The sequence below is a fragment of the Bacteroides acidifaciens genome, assembly GCF_024623065.1.
Taxonomy (GTDB): Bacteria; Bacteroidota; Bacteroidia; order Bacteroidales; family Bacteroidaceae; genus Bacteroides; species Bacteroides acidifaciens.
Genome location: NZ_JANJZR010000001.1, coordinates 149028 through 167025 on the forward strand (window position 1 = coordinate 149028; position 17998 = coordinate 167025).

Consider the following 17998-nt stretch of genomic DNA (forward strand, 5'->3'; position numbering starts at 1 on the left):
ACCAACGCATTACCTCTAGTTTACATCTCTAAAAAAGTGGATAGTTTACAGTTCCAATCAGCGGATTTTTCGTACTAAATCTTCAAAATCCTCTCGCGAACCACGGGCTTTATTCTTCACTTTCGCCCGGTAGTTATAAATTGTGTTCACCGAATAACGGAGAAATTCTGCAATCTGCGAACTGTCTTCAATGCCCAGGCGTATCAAGGCAAAGATTCGTAATTCGGTATTCAGCAACTCGTCTTTCTTCAGCACAATCCGTTCATTGTCCTGCAACAGGTCATTGAACTTCTTCACAAAATCGGGGAAAAGGTGAAGGAAAGCTGTATCAAAGTTAGCATACAGTTCTTCCAGTTCTTCGTCAAGCGCATCCTGTGAGCGCGTTATCTTTAACAGTTCCGCTATCTGTCCGGCGGATACTTTCTTGTTCACCATGCGGCGATAGGCGTCCAAACGGTTGATATAGGTGGAACATAGCTTGATGAAGCGGGCGATATATTCTTCCTTAATCTGATTGGATTCCGAAAGTTCGATATTGGTAGCGGACAGGCAACTGTTCATCTGTCTCAACTCTTCATTCAATCCATTTAATTGCCCGTTAGCCACCTGGAGATGATTACGGGCGTCTGCCAGCTTCTTCATCTGGCGGTAAATATAGCCTAAAGCTACCATCAACAAGACCAGCAATGCGGTAATCAGCAGCAGATTCTGTTGCAAACGGTCGTTCTGTTTCTCAATCATGGCCTGATAGGTCTTGTCAATCAATGAAAGCACATCGGCGCTTTGCCAGCTACGCAGGCGGGCATTATAGAATTTGGTTGCATTCCAGGAAAAGCGCATACACTGATATGCACGTTCCATATCGCCATCCTCGTAAAGCAACTGCGCAAGCATCCATAACGATGCATGGTCTTTAATCGCCGAGCGAATATCGGAAATGGCGGAAAGGCACAGGTTCTCTTTCTCGCCTTGCCTGTCATTGCTATATTTATAAATGAGAGAACGGTGATAAGTAACCAATGCATATTGCGGGGTATTGGGTTCGGCTTCTGCCAGACGGATGTCGTTTATCTTCAAGGCTTCCTCATACTGGTGACGGTCACGAAGCAGCGCTTCGTGCATCAGCAGGTATTCTTCGGATTCATGGGGTAATATAGCATACAAGGAGTCCTTATATGCCTGCGATATACTCCAGTAATGTCCCGAAAGTGTCTTATCCTGTGTATATACGCTCAGTTCACCATATACATGGTCAAAGCAGGTGTAATAATCGGGAATCAGACGGGGAGCTACTTCTCTCCGGTCTACGGATTCCAAAACATCAATAGACTCCGTGTACATTCCTGTCGAGGACAATAGTAATGAAAGTTGCAGTTTACTTTCTATTCTCCGGTCAGTATCATGCAAGCGTTCTGCAATCCGGATATTTTCATTCAAATAATGGATTGCAGAATCGCAGATAAAGGCTTTGTATTCTTTGTATATCTGACTGTTCAGATTGTAATGTTCCGCAGAACTGGCTTCTATTCCGTGTACTAAATCTTTAAGATGCACAATGCGGGATTCACGCTGTATAACGTACTTTTCATGTTCCTGAATGGTCAAATCAAGCACACTGAGCAGCGAATCCAGGGTCTTGCCGGCCCAAGTATATAGTGGAAAAGAAAGGATCAAAAAGAATAACAGGTACTTTTTTTTCATCGGAGCATTACACTTTAATAGAAGATTACAAGACTAATAAAGACAAATGTAGAGAAAATCTTCGTATTCTAAAGTATAAAACAGACAGAAATTAAAAGTACACCTATATACCTATCCGCTAACTATCGCATATAAAGACTGGTCACACTTTGCTTATCCTTATAGAACAGTTTCGCTTTCACGATAGCAGACTGGCAAGCTACCGGAGCTTCCCAAAGCGTCGAATCCATCGTCGGCTCCGTTCCGTCCGTCGTATAGCGTATCTGTCCGCCTGCAATGGAAGTATTCGCATACAGCAGACCGTCTTTGACAGAGAGTCCGGGATGAGGCAAACGGAAGTTTACCCCTATCCGGCTCCAGTAAGGCATTTCCTTCATACTGATTTTTTCATAGAACAACGACAAATCCCGGTCAAAGGCTTGCTGCTCCGCCGTGCCGGAAAGGTTTTCCCAATTCGGGTGCGCATTCCAACCGCGTTCTACCAGTCCCATCACTTTCGGGAATATATAATATTCTACCCATTGAAATCCTCGAATCGTTTCGGCAAACAGTTGCGCCTGTACGCCTTTTATATTTTTCCTGCCGGATGCGGTCAGTGCGGTCTTTCCTTTCCCTGCCGTACTTACATCAACCGGATTGCCTGCCATATCTGTGCGGGAAGAACGGTAGACATCGTACGGAAGCATGGAGAAGGCTTTGGACTCATCCACATATCCTCCCCAGAAATGTCCCGGTTCGTCGGGATGGGCATCATAAGCCAAGTCCAGATAGAAGTTGTTCACATTGCAGAGAATCACCGGATAGCCGTTGTTGGCTATCTGATAAGGGATTTCGTCTTCTTTCCAATCAGGAACCGTTTTCCATGAGTTGACGCCGGCAGCATGTTGAGACAGATAAGTATGAGTCTCCGGGGTATGTCCCAAAGCTACTTCTTGCCAACCGTTAAAGGATAAACTATAACGTTGCAGACAATCAACAACCCGGGTAATGAAATACTCCGCCAGGTCGTGCGCTTTTGTCATTCCTTGTTCTTTCATCAATGCGGTGCACAAAGGTGAACCTAGCCAAGCACCTCTTGCCACTTCGTCACCACCCAGATGGATAGTAGTCAGAGGCACACCGGCTTCTTTATACATAGCCACAATTTCCTGAATCACCTTCTCCATAAAACGATAGGTTGACGGTAAGGCTACATTCATCACGTTGTCCGTATATGCCTGAGCGGAAACATAGCGGGAAGTATCCTGCAAATCGCACAAAAGGTATTCGTGAGCCTTCTCCGGGTCTGTATCTATGTATTTGTCATAACGCGCTTTCATCGCTACGATAGCAGCACGTGCATGGCCGGGGGATTCTATTTCAGGAATGACCTGCACGTGCCTTTCTGCCGCATATCGCAAGAAGCCTATAAATTCATCACGGGTATAATAGCCGTTTCCCGATGTTGCGGAAAAGGGGTCATACCCTCCGTTATAAGCGGGATATAGCCATTCTTTTTCATCAACGGTATATCCACGCCGTGCTCCAACCGTTGTCAGTTCTTCCAAACCCGGAATCTCCAGACGCCAGCCTTCATCATCCGAGAAATGGAAATGAAGCACATTCATCTTATAGGAAGAGAGTACGTCTATCAATTTCTTCAAGTTATCCACCGTTGTGTAGTTGCGGGAAATATCCAGCATTTGACCTCTATAAAGCAAGTCCGGATAATCTTGGATAGACATTGCCTGCAGACGTAATGGCGCTTTCTGCCCCTTTCCCCCTTCTTGTCCTTTCAACAGTCCCAATAAAGTTTGCGTTCCGTTAAAGATACCGTGAGATGTATTACTACATATTTTCACCTTTTCATCGGTGATATTCAATTCATAGTACTCTTCGTTCACCGCTTTCTTTCCGGTAGGGAGATAGTCCAGGACAATAGTCACCGGGGCTTCGGGAACTATTTCCAGTCCGTATATCTCCGACAGCTTATCTTTCAACAGCTTCCCTTCGTTTGCAAAATCCTCATGAAAAGTCAAAGCAAGCTGTTTTTCCAACAAGATTTCCCCCTTGGCGGGAATCACCTTCTTGACAGATGGTATGATGTCCGTCTGCTGAAATTCTGAAGTATTTGCTTTTTGCAGACGCAGATTCGTATCATAAGTCTTTTGCGCAGCAGACTTCTGCCACTTTGTAACAGGCAGTGGAACGGTATTCAATGACACAGGAAGCGGTTTTCCTTTCAATGCACCCGACTGGCTTACCCAATAAGATCCTTCGGGCGCATGAGAGTTTTTCGGCACCTCGCCATTACACTGGAAAATCACTTTCAATGAATCTCCCGGAGCCAGTGGAATATAGCCCTCTCCCGGATACATTTTAAAGTAGGTGGCATTTACTTGCTCTACCCGAACCGGTGATGAAGCATCCTGACGGATATTACGGGGAAACTGCGAATAGAAAATCTCCCAGTCCTTGCTTAATGGGGTATCTGAGATATTCTTCAATACAAATGAATTCTTATAATATTTGCCGTTGCTGTCGTAACTTCCCATTTCCCAAGTCAGAGACACCGGAGCTTTCGAATCATTCGCAGGTTTACAACCACCCACCACGAGTAAGACACACAGCCATCCCGCTAAAAAAGAAAATCTTATATCGTTCATAAATTTCGTCTTAATAATTAGTCATGCCACCCTTTGCTTCTCAAATAATCGAGCATATAAGCCGGGGAGTCTGTTTGAAGGATTCTTGCCCCTAGTTTGTTTATCAGATAGCCGTAACTTGCGTCCGGGTCTTTTCGGGCAAGTTCATCATCGTGCCCTCCTGCCAGAGAAGCCCATAATGTATTATACCAAATCAGGCTTTTCCCCGACAGCCTACGTTCCATTCTGGCGGGTATCGGGCTTGAAACATTCCGGTAGCACAATTCAAAAGCAACGGGCTGCAACTGTTCCATGTAATCCTCAACCATCTTTACCGACTTTTCATCATCAATCGTAACGACAGGCATATAGATTACCTTATCCAAATAAGAGCCGAATTCCCGTTTTACCGTTTCCACCGGTTGTCCGCCCTTCATAATAACCAAATCGGCTGTACCGGTTTTCTCCAATATGGCATATACATCATCAAAAATGCTGTAAGCCTTATCCAGATTGACCATAATGTGACCTTTGGCAGCCAGCAACGCTTCTTCCAGGGTAGGAACCGTATGTTCCGTCAACCGACCGTCTTTATCTTTAAGGCGGAGTTGCTTTATTTCAGTCAATGTTTTGTCTTTTACCTTGCCTGTACCATTGGTGGTGCGGTCTACCGTATCGTCATGCATCAGCACCAACTGCCCGTCTTTCGTCTTACGGATATCTATCTCCACAATATCTACTTTCATCTGAATAGCGCTATCAATAGCTGCCACGGAATTTTCGGGGGCAATACTCCAGTTTCCACGATGCGCCACCACCAATACTTTGTCCAGGCGCGGGTTCAATACATCTTTCCTGATAGCCTCCGCCCGTTGTGCAACCAAGAAACCCGGCTGCAAACAGAACAGTAACAAAAGCACTATGAACTTGCTTTTCTTCATATCTTTCATCTGTTTTTTTATTTTCTTACTTAATTATATTCAACTTTCTACCTTTTTATAGCTGAACTATTTTTATGCTGCAATTACAATCCGGCATCATAAGCTCCGGGCTGCATTTTGTTTATATTGCGGTTCGCTCCACGCTGGTCTACGCCAAAGCCTTCTTCACCCACCCAATCTACAAATTGCTGTCCCACAGTCGCATCGAAAGACTTCACCGCGTCAATAACAGACTGTCGGGTTGCAAATTCGTCAATAACACCAGCCACAGTCCATTGGTAAACACCGTCAGTCAGCGAAGCAGCCGGAAGAGTTTGAGATGAATAGTCCGTATCCGTATCAACAGCTCCCCAACCGGCATCCGCTGCCTGATATACGTTATATCCTTTGGAAGTAATATTACCCAAATAAATTGTCTTGGTTCCTGCTCCTTTGGCAAACAGGGAGTTAACTACAAGAGAAGCCCCCTTTCCTGCACGGAATACTCCGTTAGGATTGCCCGAATTACCAACAATCGTGGTATTGGAAAGCATAAAGCGGGCATCTCCGTTGACAGTAACACTATTATTACTTGTACCCGTAGTACCAAGTACAGTTGTATTATTCATACAAACATATCCATTTCCGGCATGTATAGCAGTACCCCAGGCTGCCGGTGCATGATTCTCATGTAATAGGCAATTGTTCATAAACAATAGAGGAGCATTATTATTACCTACCAGAATAGCTCCTCCCCGATTGGCTGCCCGGTTATTCACAAATTCTACACGTTCCAGGAAAACATTTCCTTTGGCTATCTTGACAGCCGGTCCTGCATCAGAAGCACTTTCGCGATTGAAGTTCCTTACCACACAATTCTTCAACTGTAAGACAGCATTGCCCGACTGACCTGCCGCCACATAGAATCCATTCACATCTCCTTTATCGCCTTGTTTATATTGTCCGTCGAAAGTACAATCCTCGAAAGTTATATTTATCTGATTTCCAAGACAGAACATGCCTCCCGATGTAGCAGACGCATTGCTGCTTGTACTTCTGACAAAAGCAGTCGTATATTTGCTAACGTCACGTCTGGTCAGGTCGGTTCCCGTGCTTGAAGGGTCATATCCGCCCTCAACCGTTATCTCCACCTGCTTGCTATAACCGCTATACTCTACCTTCACACCGGAATTCTCTTTCGCTATTTCATAAGAGCCCGCAGCCACATAAATCTTCTTGCCATCCAGTTTGACTGCATTGGCATTGGAAACCGTACTGTTACTGCTCGTTTGCAACAAATTACGTAGCGCATCCACTCCCATGGCATTGTCCCAATCCATACCGGTTGCATTTCCGGCAGGCTGTTCTTTCACATAGTAGGCTGCAAGCTGTAATTCTTCCGCGTCTCCACCCTGGATAGTACCGCTATCCCACGGGGAAACAATCGGTTCACTGATTGATATTACCGAGCCTTCCACCTTTAGAGTGAACTCATAACATTTTCCGGGTTTCAGTTCGGGAATGCCGGGCATTACCAAATCTTCTCCCAAATAGTTCAAAGAGACAAAAGTAGCAGTTGTTCCGGCTTTTCCAGGAGTCACGATTGCAGTATAGCTGCAACCATTCTGCCCCGCCTTGCCACCTTCGGGAACAGTAATAAAAGGTGATACCAAGGAAGTAGTTTCTACCACTTCCCCATTCGTATATCCCTGATAAGAACCGATTTTCACTCCCTGCACTTTACCTTGTCCGCTTACATCCGCCAACGTCATTATGACTTTCGCCATTTTCCGATTCATACCCAGGCGGAGAATACGGGAACCGTCATCCGTAGCATTCTCCACAATACAAGTCATATAATCCGCATTTGCCAGATTTTCCAAACGTTGCTGGTTGGTGGGAAGAATAAAGTTGGCAGTGCTAGCCCCGTTAATTACCGGATAAAAGGCGGAATAAGTTACAGGTTCCGTTCCCCATCTCAGATAGTAATTATCAGTCGGTGACCATTTGCCACCGGAGAATACATAGTTCAGATAGCCGTCTTCACAACTTAACTGAAGCTCGTCTCCCTCATTAAATTGTTTCTGCTGTTCTCCCGTCGCACCAGGATTACTGCGGGTGAAAGCCGTATTTATCGTAGCCTCAACTTGAATAGCACCGGAATCTTCACCGTACACCGCCACATCTTTGTCTGTATCACAAGCCGCCACGCCCGTCAATAAACAGGCAGCCATTATCAGTTTTGTTATCTTTTTCATCGTTTATCTCCTCCTTCTTTAATTCCGGTCGATAAGCTGACCGGTTGCCCAGTTCCTGGCTTGCATGGCAGCCAGCCGCGCAGTTGTATTTACATTGAGAGTCAAGGTATGCTCCACGCCTTTCTCCAGTTCAATGGCTTCCTTCGCAGACCAGATATAGAGTTTTCCGTCATAACTGAAATTGATAGAGAAACCCTCCGCTATCCTTTGCGGCGGCAGGATACATTCACAATAATCCGTTCCTTTATAGGGAACCACAGTAGCCACTGCGGCATCAGCTACAGGAACAACCACCGGAGCCGCTACCGTCAAATCGCAGATACTGTTCACGACAGCGCCGTTGATAGACATATCTCCTAACTTATTCATCTCAGCATCCGCCGTTCCGTTCACAGTGATTTTAATAATCAGCTTGCTCATGGCATGGTTCAAGGAGATTTTCAATTTTCCGTCGGCAGTCAAATCCTTTTCCGGGTCGACTGTCGCTTTCATCAGTAGAAAATCGGAAGACATCACATTGACTTCTGTCGCCTGATTGGTCAGTACGTTCACCGCCAACGGAGCATCCGGAGTGGCTTCACTCGCATAAGGTGCATATGCAATCATCGTCACAGGCGTTCTTTCCGCATCCCACAGCATTTGCTGACCGTCCGACGTGCTCCACACATTGCCGGAACCGACCATTTGTTTGTGATAGTTGTAAGCGGCATTCTCAGCGTTGCGAATCATTAATCCGAAACGCTCCAGATTCGTAGCGTCATACCCTGCACGCGACAGCGGCTCATTCACTTCCGTAATAACACTGATTATCTGTGCTTCAGATGAACCACCCACCGGTAGTAATTCATCCTCATTATTGGAGCATCCGGCCAGTCCGATGCCCAAGGCCAGTATATAAAATATCTTTTTCATGTTACAGTCTTTTTACAGTTTAATTCGTCAGAACGGCATCATAAGCGCCAGCCTGCATCTTGTCGGCATTACGGGTCACTCCACGCCGGTCTACTCCGAAAGCATCCTCACCAACCCACTCTACAAACGCTTCTCCCAGATTAACAATGGGCGAAGCTACCGGATTGAAACTTTTTGCCACCTCTATCACCGCCTGCTTCGTGGCATATCCTTTTACCGTACCAAGCTGGTTGATGTCCCATACATAAACGCCTTCCTCATTCAGCGTGCCGTTCACAGGATTGGGATAAGCCGTATCAAGTGTGCTCATCGTAATACCTGTGACGCGTTGATAGACGTTATAGCCTTTTGATGAAGCTTCTTTATTGCTTCCGTTCAGATTGAAACTTGGAGCAGAAGGATTTTCGGCAATCAAAAGGTTATTGATAAACTTCGTATCCCCACCAATTCCCGTCTCGCAACGGACAGCCCCATGGCTATCACTTCCATTTCCCACAATCGTACTATTGACAAGCAAGAAACTTCCCGCACCATTCAAGGCAGCACCCGTACCTTCATTCTCTATAATCGTAGTATTGTTCATGCAGATATGCCCTTCCGACATCTGGATTCCATTGCCCCATGAACCCGAATGGGAATTACCTTTCAGCAAACTGTTATTCATTAATGCCACAGCAGTCTTACTATTACAACGCACAGCTCCTCCACGACCTACCGACGTATTATCCAGAAGCTTTACATTATTCAGCCGGACTTGTCCCGACAGGATGAAGACAGCCGCTCCCCCTTGTTTAAGAGAAGTCGTCACTGTCGATTTACAATCCCTAATCACACAGTCAGTCAGTTCAACGGAAGTATCGCCCGCGCTGCCGCTCACGTAAATGCCACTCCCACATTCGGTAGTACCAGCATCCGCTTCGGACACATACCCGTATTGGAAAGTAACTCCCTCAATAGCGATAACCCCTTTCTTGACCAGCAGCAAACCACAGTCACCCGCATCTGCCTGCTTATTCCCGTTCACATCGCCACTGATAACTGTCACATAAGCATCTATATCACGAACCGAAACATCCGTCCCTTCACTAAACTGGCTATATCCGCCTTTAATCGCCTTCACATTCTTGCGGATAATCACGCCAAGACCACTCTCTTCGGACATCACATACTTTCCCTGGCTCATATAAATCGTACTCTTGGAAAGGTCGACAGAACCGCTCAACAACTTGCGGAAACCGGCCACGTCCAACGCCTGTTCCCAAGAACTACCGTCCATATCACCCTCACCGAACTGGGTTACAAAATAACTCTCCAACCCTTCTTGCATAATCACCTCTTCGTCCAAATCATCATCGTAATCGGTCATCATAGGCGGGTCTATCATCTCATAGTCTTCCTGACATCCCTGTGCCAACAGGATAATGAAAGCCAGCATACACAACTTCGATATTATGAATAAACTATTTCTCATTTTCTTTCTTTTTTAACTTGTACATTAGATAAGAATAATCGCAAAATCACCGATTTCATCGGGTAATATCAGGATAACCCGGATTCTGTTTCAGGTATTCGTTCTGTTCCAGTTGCGTCTGCGACAAGGGAAACAGTTCATAATGATTGTCCGCATCCCGTGGTTTATCCCACCATGCTTCCTGATACCTGCCGAAACGAATCAGGTCAGTACGCCGGCGGCTCTCCGCCAGGAATTCACGTCCCCATTCATCGAGCATTTCTTTCATGTCGAGCACCACATTGCCTTCCGGCTGGTAAGCTATATTGGCTGTAAAGTTCTCATAGTTACGCTTACGCACGCTGTTCAGCAACTTGCCCGCTTCTCCTGCCTGTCCGAGACGGAGAAGACATTCCGCCTGCGAATAGACAATCTCCGCCAGACGTATCTCCGTATAGTCCGATTCAATATAATATCCTCCCGTGAACGGGTAGAACGGATATTTCACGCAGTAAAGACCTGAGTTGAAGTCACCGTTGCCCAACTTTGATTCCTTATAAGCCGGATTGGAGATATAACCCGATTCGGCATTTCCCTCGAAACGTCCCACCTGGTCGCGCAGGTAAAGCACATATTGATTATCCGGATTCTTGGCATATCCTCCACTGACCGCTGAGTTCGCAATCTTGCCCTCGAGGAAGAACATGCCTTCCCTTGTGTTATTGCCTGTATTTACATATTGTTTATAACGGACATCTCCCGGATATTTGGCAAATTTTCGGGTGACCATCCCCAGTTCGTAATCGAACAGTTCGCGGGGTTGCTGGTTGTCATAGCTCGGTGAAAGCGCGTATTTCGGATTACGTTCGCCATTTCCTTCTATTTTCAGGTAATAGGCACTTCCATAAGGCAAACCACGTCCGTACACCGTTCTCCGGTCGTTGTGGAGATGCCAGCTAGTCAGCCCGTAGGAACCGGGGAAACCGAATATCACCTCATTACTCATCTCATTGTTCCAGTCGAAAGGCTCATACCAGTTGTCCGCAATCGCATAATATCCGAATTCTCCACCAGTGATGCGGTTACACATCTCAATACATTCCTGCCACTTGGGCTGTCCAATCCATTTTTCCGCATTGAGATAAAGGCGTACCAATAAAGATGCAGCGGCAGCTTTCGTAAATTGCCCCTGTTGGGCACCATTGCCGGATTGCCCGCTCTTCGATGGCAAGGCAGCCAGACAGTAGTCTTTCAATTCGCTCTCGATGAAATCGAACATTACTTGCGGAGAAACTTGCTTCCGGTTTTCCGGCCGCTCGTTCACCGCCTGGTCTGAAGTGGTAGTCAGGATACAGTTACGATGTGTATTCAGCAGACGGAGATACCCCCAGGCACGCATACAGCGCAACTGTGCCTTGAAATTCTCAAACTCACCATCGCTCAAGCCAAAAGAAGACGGGGTCAACTGGCTCAAATCATCCAGCACCATATTGCACTGGGCAATGCCTACATAAAAGTTCTCCCATTCAATCAACCAGTCACCCTGGTTAATATCATCATATTGGTGGCGGTGATACATTTCCCACAATCCACCGTCGTACCACCAAGTGCCACGGGTAGGAGTAATAAACTGGTCTGCCGGCAGTTCTTCGTTCTCATGACGTATCCAGATACAGCAGTACATATGTTCAAAAGGACGGAACACGGCATTGATGACATCTTGTTTCGTGTTATAGTAGTTTTTAGACATCACTTGGTCGTACACCGTTTCCGACAAGTCGGTACAGGACGGCAAGCCCAATACCGTGCCCACCATCAGACCTAATCCTATGATATATTTTGTTATTTTCATAATCGTTCCTTTTTTAAAAACTAACTTGTAAACCTAAAATAAACTGGAAAGCAGACGGATAATAGTTGTATCCTCCTCCGAAAGTACCCGGTGTCAGACCGTTGACTTCGTAAGTAGAAGGGTCTACACCCGTGAATTTCGTAAACGTATAAAGATTGTTGGCTGTGCCGAACAAACGTATTTTCTCGATATACTTCTTATTCAGGTTCATCGTATATCCCAAAGTGATGTTGTCTATCTTCAGGTAATCGCCCGGTTCGATGAAATAGTCGGTTATCACGTTCTTGCCGGTCGTGATATGCGCGTTCTTCGAGTAAGCGGTCGTCAGCTGGTTGGTACTCATGCTCTGCAATCCGAAGTAGAAATCGTGCACGTTGAATATATCGAATCCGGCAGCGCCACGGAAAGCAACGGTCAAATCGAAATTCTTGTAAGTGAAGTTGTGCGTTATGGAGCCGGTGAATTTCGGCAGACCGTTGCCGGTCACCGCCTTGTCTTCTTCCGAACCCTGGGCTATTGGAATCACATTGCCCTTCTTATCGTAAATCAGCCAGTCGCCTTTCTTGTCTACGCCTGCATAACGGTAGGTGAAGTAATTACCGATACGTTCGCCTTCCTCAATCCGTTGCAAGTATCCTGGATTGTTGGGATTCGCCATATTGCAGGTCGAGTAATACTTCTGCCCCTTATAGACATCGTTGGAGAAGCTGACAAACTTATTGTTATTAGTAGCGCCCACCAATGTGAAACTATAAGCGAAGCCCTTCGTCCGGACGGCATTTACCGTCACGTCCAGCTCGAAACCTGTATTGCGGAGCGTACCCACATTGGCATAGATAGTGGTGAACAGGTTGGGCGGCACGGATACGGAGTAACTACCGAGCAAATCGCTTTGTTTACGGTGGAAATAGTTAAATGAACCGGTCACTTTGTGCTTGAAGAGTGAGAAGTCCAGACCGATATTCTGATTGTGTCCCTTTTCCCAGCGAAGTTCCGAATTGACATTCTTGCTCGACCCCCATACGTGGAAGTTGTTGCCGTTATACTGATACCAGCCATAGGCTCTATACGTAGCTAAGGACTGGTAGTTTCCTATTTCCTGATTACCGGTGACACCGTAGTCATAACGTACTTTCAGGTCATCAAGCCAGGATAGTCCTTTCATAAACTTCTCGTCAGAGATACGCCAGCCCACGGATACCGCAGGGAAATTACCCCATTTGTGGTTCTCACCGAAGCGGGAAGAACCTTCGTGGCGCAAAGAGAAAGTGAACAGGTAGCGTTCTTTCCAGTCGTAGTTGACACGGCCGAAGAAGCTGATTAGCTTATGGTCGTTTTTGTAGGAACTCATCATTGTCTTTCCTTCTTTCGCTGCTTCCAGACCGGAGCCGAGATTGTTGTACATCAAGCCGTCGGAAGAGAAGTCCCAGTTTTCCGCGCCCATGCCCGAACTTACACCGTAGTTATAGCTATATCCTACCATTGCACGGATTTGGTGGTCTTTGATGCGGGTGGAGAAGTTGGTCACCCACTCCAGGTTGTTGCTGGTGCTCTTGTCAAAGTCACGGCTTGCTTTTCCGGCAACGCTTGAGTTGACATTAGGGCCATAGGTGGACGGGGTGAACCATCCGTTGAACTTATCGACCTGATATTGTGAAAGGGTCACCTGTGATTTCAGCACCATATTCGGGTTCTTCGGATTGAACAGGGGAAGCAAATTGACGGCAGCCGTAGCATTCCACTCCAACAGTTTGATTTCTGTTCCGTTCTCTTCCTCATTCAGTTGCTCGACGATATTGGAGCTGTCTCCACCGGAAGGGAAACGATAGTAACCATTGGCGGATTCGGAATCGTAAACAGGCATGGTCGGGTTATTCTTGATAACACTGCCGTAGACGCTTGCCGATTTGTTCCGGTCGATTACGCGCGGAGTCATGTTGGCGGAGAATGTGAACAGACCGTCTTTCGTTGTGTGGCTGATAGTGGCACGTGCACCGTACTCGCGGCGGTCGGAACGCAGGTCGATACCTTGTGCCTTGCGGTAGTCGGCAGTCACGCGGTAATTGGTTTTCGCATTTCCGCCGGAGAAGGTCAATGTATGCATATGCGTTACGCCCAGGCGGGTAACGGCATCGAACCAGTCTGTGGTAGCTCCCATATCGGAAAGCGGATTGGATACGGTACGGTAGGCACGATACTCTTCAGCGTTCATTATATCCAGCTCTTTCTTCGCCTTATTAAAAGTAACGGCAGCACTATAAGTAGTATGTACCTCTCCGTCCCTCGTTCCTTTTTTAAGATTCACCAGAATAACACCGTTGCTGCCTCGCGTACCGTAGATAGCAGAAGCCGCACCGTCTTTCAACACGTCGATAGATTCAATATCGGCAGGGTTGATATTCGTCATATCACCGCCCGGCACTCCGTCTACCACAATCAACGGGCCCAGGCCGGCATTACGTGAAGATATACCACGAATCTGAATACTTCCCGTACTGTTCGGGTCAGCCAAAGCCGTATTCGAAACCGATACGCTGGACACCTTCCCTTGCAGGAGCATGGAAGCATCGAGACTGGAAATCTGATTAAGGTCTTTAGCACCTACGTGCGAAATAGCCGAAGTCATTTCTTTCCTTTTCATCGTGCCGTAACCTACTACCACCACTTCATTCAAAGCGGTCGATTCTTCCTTCAACACGATTCTCAAAGACTGGCGGTCTTTGATAGCTATTTCCTGTGTTTCATAGCCGATATAGGACACTTTCAGGCGACCGTTCTGCGGGGCATTCACACTGAACTTTCCTTCTATATTGGTTATCGCTCCTTGTTTCGTCTCTACAACCACCACCGAAGCACCGATGACAGGTTCGCCCTTCTCGTCGATGACCGTACCGGATATTTTACGTTCCTGCTGCGCTTCCCACGAAGCTCCCCTTGCCTGGATACCGGAAAACAGCATCAGCAATATACCTAACAGACAGGTACACATTTTGCAATGAATATTTCTCATAAATAGATGATTTTTATATTAGATGATAAAGTTAACGCAGTCCTCTCGCCTGTAACGCAGGAATCAACAAGTCCGGTACATCCGTCTGTATCATACATACCATCGGATAGATTTGCAGGAGTTCATCCAGATAGTCCTCGTTCAGTGTCCATTCGGAAACACTGCTGCCGCTTGCAGGAAGCATATTCACGGTAGCCAGCATTCCGTCGTTGATGGAACTTCCCAACGGGGTACTTTTCCCATTTGTCAGGTAGCTGTATTGCACGAAGTAGTTACCCGGCAGTCCCATCATCGGTTTGTGGTTTCCCGTCCATGTGTAAACATGGGCTTTGGAGGTGATGCCCAGCACTTCTTCCGCTTTCTGCACACTGTTGCAATAGAAGAATACGGACTCCATCATGTCAAGTTTCATCACGATGTCCACTACCTGTTGGGAAGAAGCCGTACGCGGGGAATAATCGAGATTGAAATAGATTCTGCCACGTCCCGCTTTCAGAAACTCTTCAAGAGTGGGCATCTTTTCATCGGTTACCCGACCGTTCCGGTCTTTCAGGTTGTACTTCTGTAATTCTGCATAGGTCATTTTTGTGATGTCGCCCGTACCGTTCGTGGTGGCATTGATTGTCTGGTCATGGCATACCACTACCACTCCGTCACTTGTCACGTGGGTATCGCACTCTATCACTTCCGCTCCCGACTCAATGGCATCTTCTACGGAAGATACCGAGTTCTCGGGGACAGTCCTGTCCGTGGTATGTGCACGGTGTGTCATCACCCATACATTCTTGTTAGACGACTCCCTGAATTGCTTCATCGCTTCCGTCAACGCCAACAGATTGTAAATACGGATTCTTTTCTGCACCTCATACTGACCTGCCGTGACGTGCAAAGTATAGTCACCGCTTTGAGTATAGGCATGAGTGACAGCTTCGGCAGCTTTACCATTCTTCACCGTTCCGTCACCAAAATCGACAGTAATATCGGTATTTCCATCAATGTTGATAAACTTGACCTCTACCACCTCTTTCAGCATAGCGCGGGTACTTGTTTGCAGGTAAGGGTTCTTTTTCACGGAGTCATCATCAGAACAGGCGATGCAAACTATTCCGCATACACAGAGGACAACCCAACACCAAAACCATTTCATAGACTGACGTTTCGTTCTTCCTCCTTTTTCCGGTATGGAAAAATGCAATAAATCATTTTTCATGTGTGTTTTTATAAAGGTTAATAAAAAAAGAAGTTTCCGGGGCGGAAGAATGTATTACTTCCGCTCGGTTATGACAAAAATAGATGGAAATGACACAATAAAAAATAGCCAATAAGATATAAGTGGACATTCACAACATTCGCAAAGCACCAATATATTGACAAACAACATATTAACACATATCATGCCCGCATCAAAAGGTAGATTTGATACAGACCTATTTACCGGATTTTAGCTACCAAATCTTCAAAATCTTCGCGTGAAACGCGTGCTTTGGTCTTCACTCTCGAACGGTAATTATAGATAGTATTGACCGAGTAATGCAGAAGCTCCGCAATCTGCGAACTGTCCTTAATGCCGAGGCGAATCAGGGCAAAAATCCGCAGTTCCGTATTAAGTAATTCGTCCGGTTTCAAGACGATTTGTTCTTCGGGCAGCAATAATTGATTGAGAGATTCCACGAAGTTCGGGAAAAGATGCAGGAAGGCGGAATCGAAGTTCGCATATAATTCCTGCACCTCAACGGTCACAATATCATTGCTGAGATGTGTCATTTTCAACAGTTCGGCTACTTGTCCCCGTTGCAATTTCTTGTTTACCAGCTTTCTGTATGCCTGCAAGCGGTCTACATAGACAGAGCAGAGCTTGAAGAAACGGGCGATATAAGCTTCTTTAATAAGGTTGGACTCGGAAAGGTCTAAATTTGTGGAACGAAGATGCCGGTTCACCTCTTCCAGTTCTTCATTCAGTGAGAAGAGTCGTTCGTTCACTTCCTGCAATCCTTTCTTGGCAACGGAAAGGGCTTTCATCTGCCGATAGATGTAGATTAACGCTATCACCAGTAATAACGCAAGCAGGGCTACACATACGATATAAATCAGCAGTTCCTTGTTTTGTTTCCTGATGATATCCTGGTAATTCCCGTTTATCATGGAAAGCGGGGTTATATTCATCCAACTGCGCAACCGCGTTTTATAGAATTGTGATATTTCCCAGGAGAAGTTGATATATGCATACGCGCGTTTCAAATCTCCTTTGCCATGCAGTTCCTGTGCCAGTACCATCAACGAGGACTGCTCTTTGATGGCGGAACGTACATCGGAAATAGCGGAAAGAACCAAATAATATAAATGCTCGTCTTTCTTCCCCATACTTTCAAAAAGACGGAAGCGCTGATAAGCCACCAATGCATATTGGGGAGTGCCGAATGGAGATTCCGAAAGCCGCCGGTCACTGAATTTAAGAGCTTCATCGTATTTCCCGGCTTCTTTCAGCTGGGTTTCGCGCAACCACAGGTAAGTATCCGAAGAGGGTTCCAAGGTTACCTGCATAGAGTCCCGATAGGCACGGCTCAACTTGAAATAGCGCGATGAAAACATCTTGTATCGCGGCTGCGCCGCTCCTGCTTCGGCATATACATGTTCATAGCATGTATAGTAAAATCCCAGAAGAGACTGTGGAAGTGACGGTTGGTCTATGGCTCCCAGTATATCCGCCGCTTCCATATACATTCCGATGGATGATAACAGATAGGACAGCTCCAACTGAATTTTAAGTTCACGTTCCCCGTCGTTCAACTGCCGTGCCAGTAATTTGTTTTCATTCAGATAATGGAGTGCGGAATCGGAGCTATACGCCTTGTATTCAAAATAAATCCTATTATTCAGATTATATCGTTCGATGGAGACAGGTGGTGTCTTCCTGGCTTCTTTCTTCAACTCCCGAAGCCTGTTCTCCTTAATCTGCACATAAGCGTCTGCCTCTTTTATGGTTGCGTCAAGCACATTCAACAGCGAGTCCAAACGCTCATCGGCAAGGACTGAAGAACAGGAAAACAACAGTAAAAGGAATGACAAGCAGCTCTTTTTCATCGGGTTGACAGACTTAATCATAATAGAGATTTCATGGTTTAACGAAACAAATGTAGGAAAATTCTTCATAATCCAACTATAAGAGCCTGTTTAAATTCTCTTCAGTCATAATTTTATAGCTGATATTTCAACTTACCCCGGCTCTTCTTGTCGCGTCCGTCTGTAGTTGGCGGAAGGGGTATTAACAGTT

Annotated in this window: 10 protein-coding genes; all 10 read right to left on the reverse strand. The window is 46.2% G+C overall.

Features of this window, described 5'->3' with window-relative positions; translation table 11 throughout:
• Positions 1-57: 57 nt before the first annotated feature.
• Positions 58-1701, reverse strand: coding sequence for a SusR family glycan utilization regulator (susR, locus tag NSB03_RS00520; RefSeq protein ID WP_257466131.1), 1644 nt, complete (start codon positions 1699-1701; stop codon positions 58-60).
• A gap of 122 nt (positions 1702-1823) precedes the next feature.
• The gene (locus NSB03_RS00525) at positions 1824-4346 is read right to left on the reverse strand and encodes a family 20 glycosylhydrolase (protein WP_024986083.1); all 2523 of its coding nucleotides are present in this window, start codon (positions 4344-4346) and stop codon (positions 1824-1826) included.
• A 17-nt stretch (positions 4347-4363) separates the two neighbouring features.
• Positions 4364-5266, reverse strand: coding sequence for a glycerophosphodiester phosphodiesterase family protein (locus tag NSB03_RS00530; RefSeq protein WP_167764619.1), 903 nt, complete (start codon positions 5264-5266; stop codon positions 4364-4366).
• 83 nt (positions 5267-5349) lie between these two features.
• A complete protein-coding gene (locus tag NSB03_RS00535; protein WP_128824189.1) occupies positions 5350-7503 on the reverse strand; it encodes a fimbrillin family protein in 2154 nt (717 codons plus the stop codon).
• 18 nt (positions 7504-7521) lie between these two features.
• Complete coding sequence (locus NSB03_RS00540) at positions 7522-8415, reverse strand: fimbrillin family protein (protein ID WP_024986085.1); 894 nt, start codon at positions 8413-8415, stop codon at positions 7522-7524.
• 19 nt (positions 8416-8434) lie between these two features.
• A complete protein-coding gene (locus tag NSB03_RS00545; protein ID WP_257466132.1) occupies positions 8435-9886 on the reverse strand; it encodes a right-handed parallel beta-helix repeat-containing protein in 1452 nt (483 codons plus the stop codon).
• Positions 9887-9941: 55 nt separating this feature from the next.
• Positions 9942-11717, reverse strand: a complete 1776-nt coding sequence (locus tag NSB03_RS00550) for a RagB/SusD family nutrient uptake outer membrane protein (protein ID WP_162222424.1) — start codon at positions 11715-11717, stop codon at positions 9942-9944.
• A 13-nt stretch (positions 11718-11730) separates the two neighbouring features.
• The gene (locus NSB03_RS00555; protein ID WP_257466133.1) at positions 11731-14727 is read right to left on the reverse strand and encodes a SusC/RagA family TonB-linked outer membrane protein; all 2997 of its coding nucleotides are present in this window, start codon (positions 14725-14727) and stop codon (positions 11731-11733) included.
• A gap of 31 nt (positions 14728-14758) precedes the next feature.
• Positions 14759-15937 carry a glycerophosphodiester phosphodiesterase family protein gene (locus NSB03_RS00560; RefSeq protein WP_024986086.1) on the reverse strand — a complete coding sequence of 393 codons (1179 nt, stop codon included), beginning with the start codon at positions 15935-15937 and terminating at the stop codon, positions 14759-14761.
• Positions 15938-16158: 221 nt separating this feature from the next.
• Complete coding sequence (susR, locus tag NSB03_RS00565; protein ID WP_257466134.1) at positions 16159-17808, reverse strand: SusR family glycan utilization regulator; 1650 nt, start codon at positions 17806-17808, stop codon at positions 16159-16161.
• Positions 17809-17998 lie beyond the last annotated feature (190 nt).

Excerpts from the sequence above, each read along its gene's own strand:
- NSB03_RS00555 (WP_257466133.1), bottom strand. The coding sequence starts at position 14,727 with ATGAGAAATATTCATTGCAAAATGTGTACCTGTCTGTTAGGTATATTG.
- NSB03_RS00545 (WP_257466132.1), bottom strand. The coding sequence starts at position 9,886 with ATGAGAAATAGTTTATTCATAATATCGAAGTTGTGTATGCTGGCTTTC.
- susR (WP_257466131.1), bottom strand. The coding sequence starts at position 1,701 with ATGAAAAAAAAGTACCTGTTATTCTTTTTGATCCTTTCTTTTCCACTA.
- NSB03_RS00535 (WP_128824189.1), bottom strand. The coding sequence starts at position 7,503 with ATGAAAAAGATAACAAAACTGATAATGGCTGCCTGTTTATTGACGGGC.
- susR (WP_257466134.1), bottom strand. The coding sequence starts at position 17,808 with ATGAAAAAGAGCTGCTTGTCATTCCTTTTACTGTTGTTTTCCTGTTCT.
- NSB03_RS00550 (WP_162222424.1), bottom strand. The coding sequence starts at position 11,717 with ATGAAAATAACAAAATATATCATAGGATTAGGTCTGATGGTGGGCACG.
- NSB03_RS00560 (WP_024986086.1), bottom strand. The coding sequence starts at position 15,937 with ATGAAAAATGATTTATTGCATTTTTCCATACCGGAAAAAGGAGGAAGA.
- NSB03_RS00525 (WP_024986083.1), bottom strand. The coding sequence starts at position 4,346 with ATGAACGATATAAGATTTTCTTTTTTAGCGGGATGGCTGTGTGTCTTA.
- NSB03_RS00540 (WP_024986085.1), bottom strand. The coding sequence starts at position 8,415 with ATGAAAAAGATATTTTATATACTGGCCTTGGGCATCGGACTGGCCGGA.
- NSB03_RS00530 (WP_167764619.1), bottom strand. The coding sequence starts at position 5,266 with ATGAAGAAAAGCAAGTTCATAGTGCTTTTGTTACTGTTCTGTTTGCAG.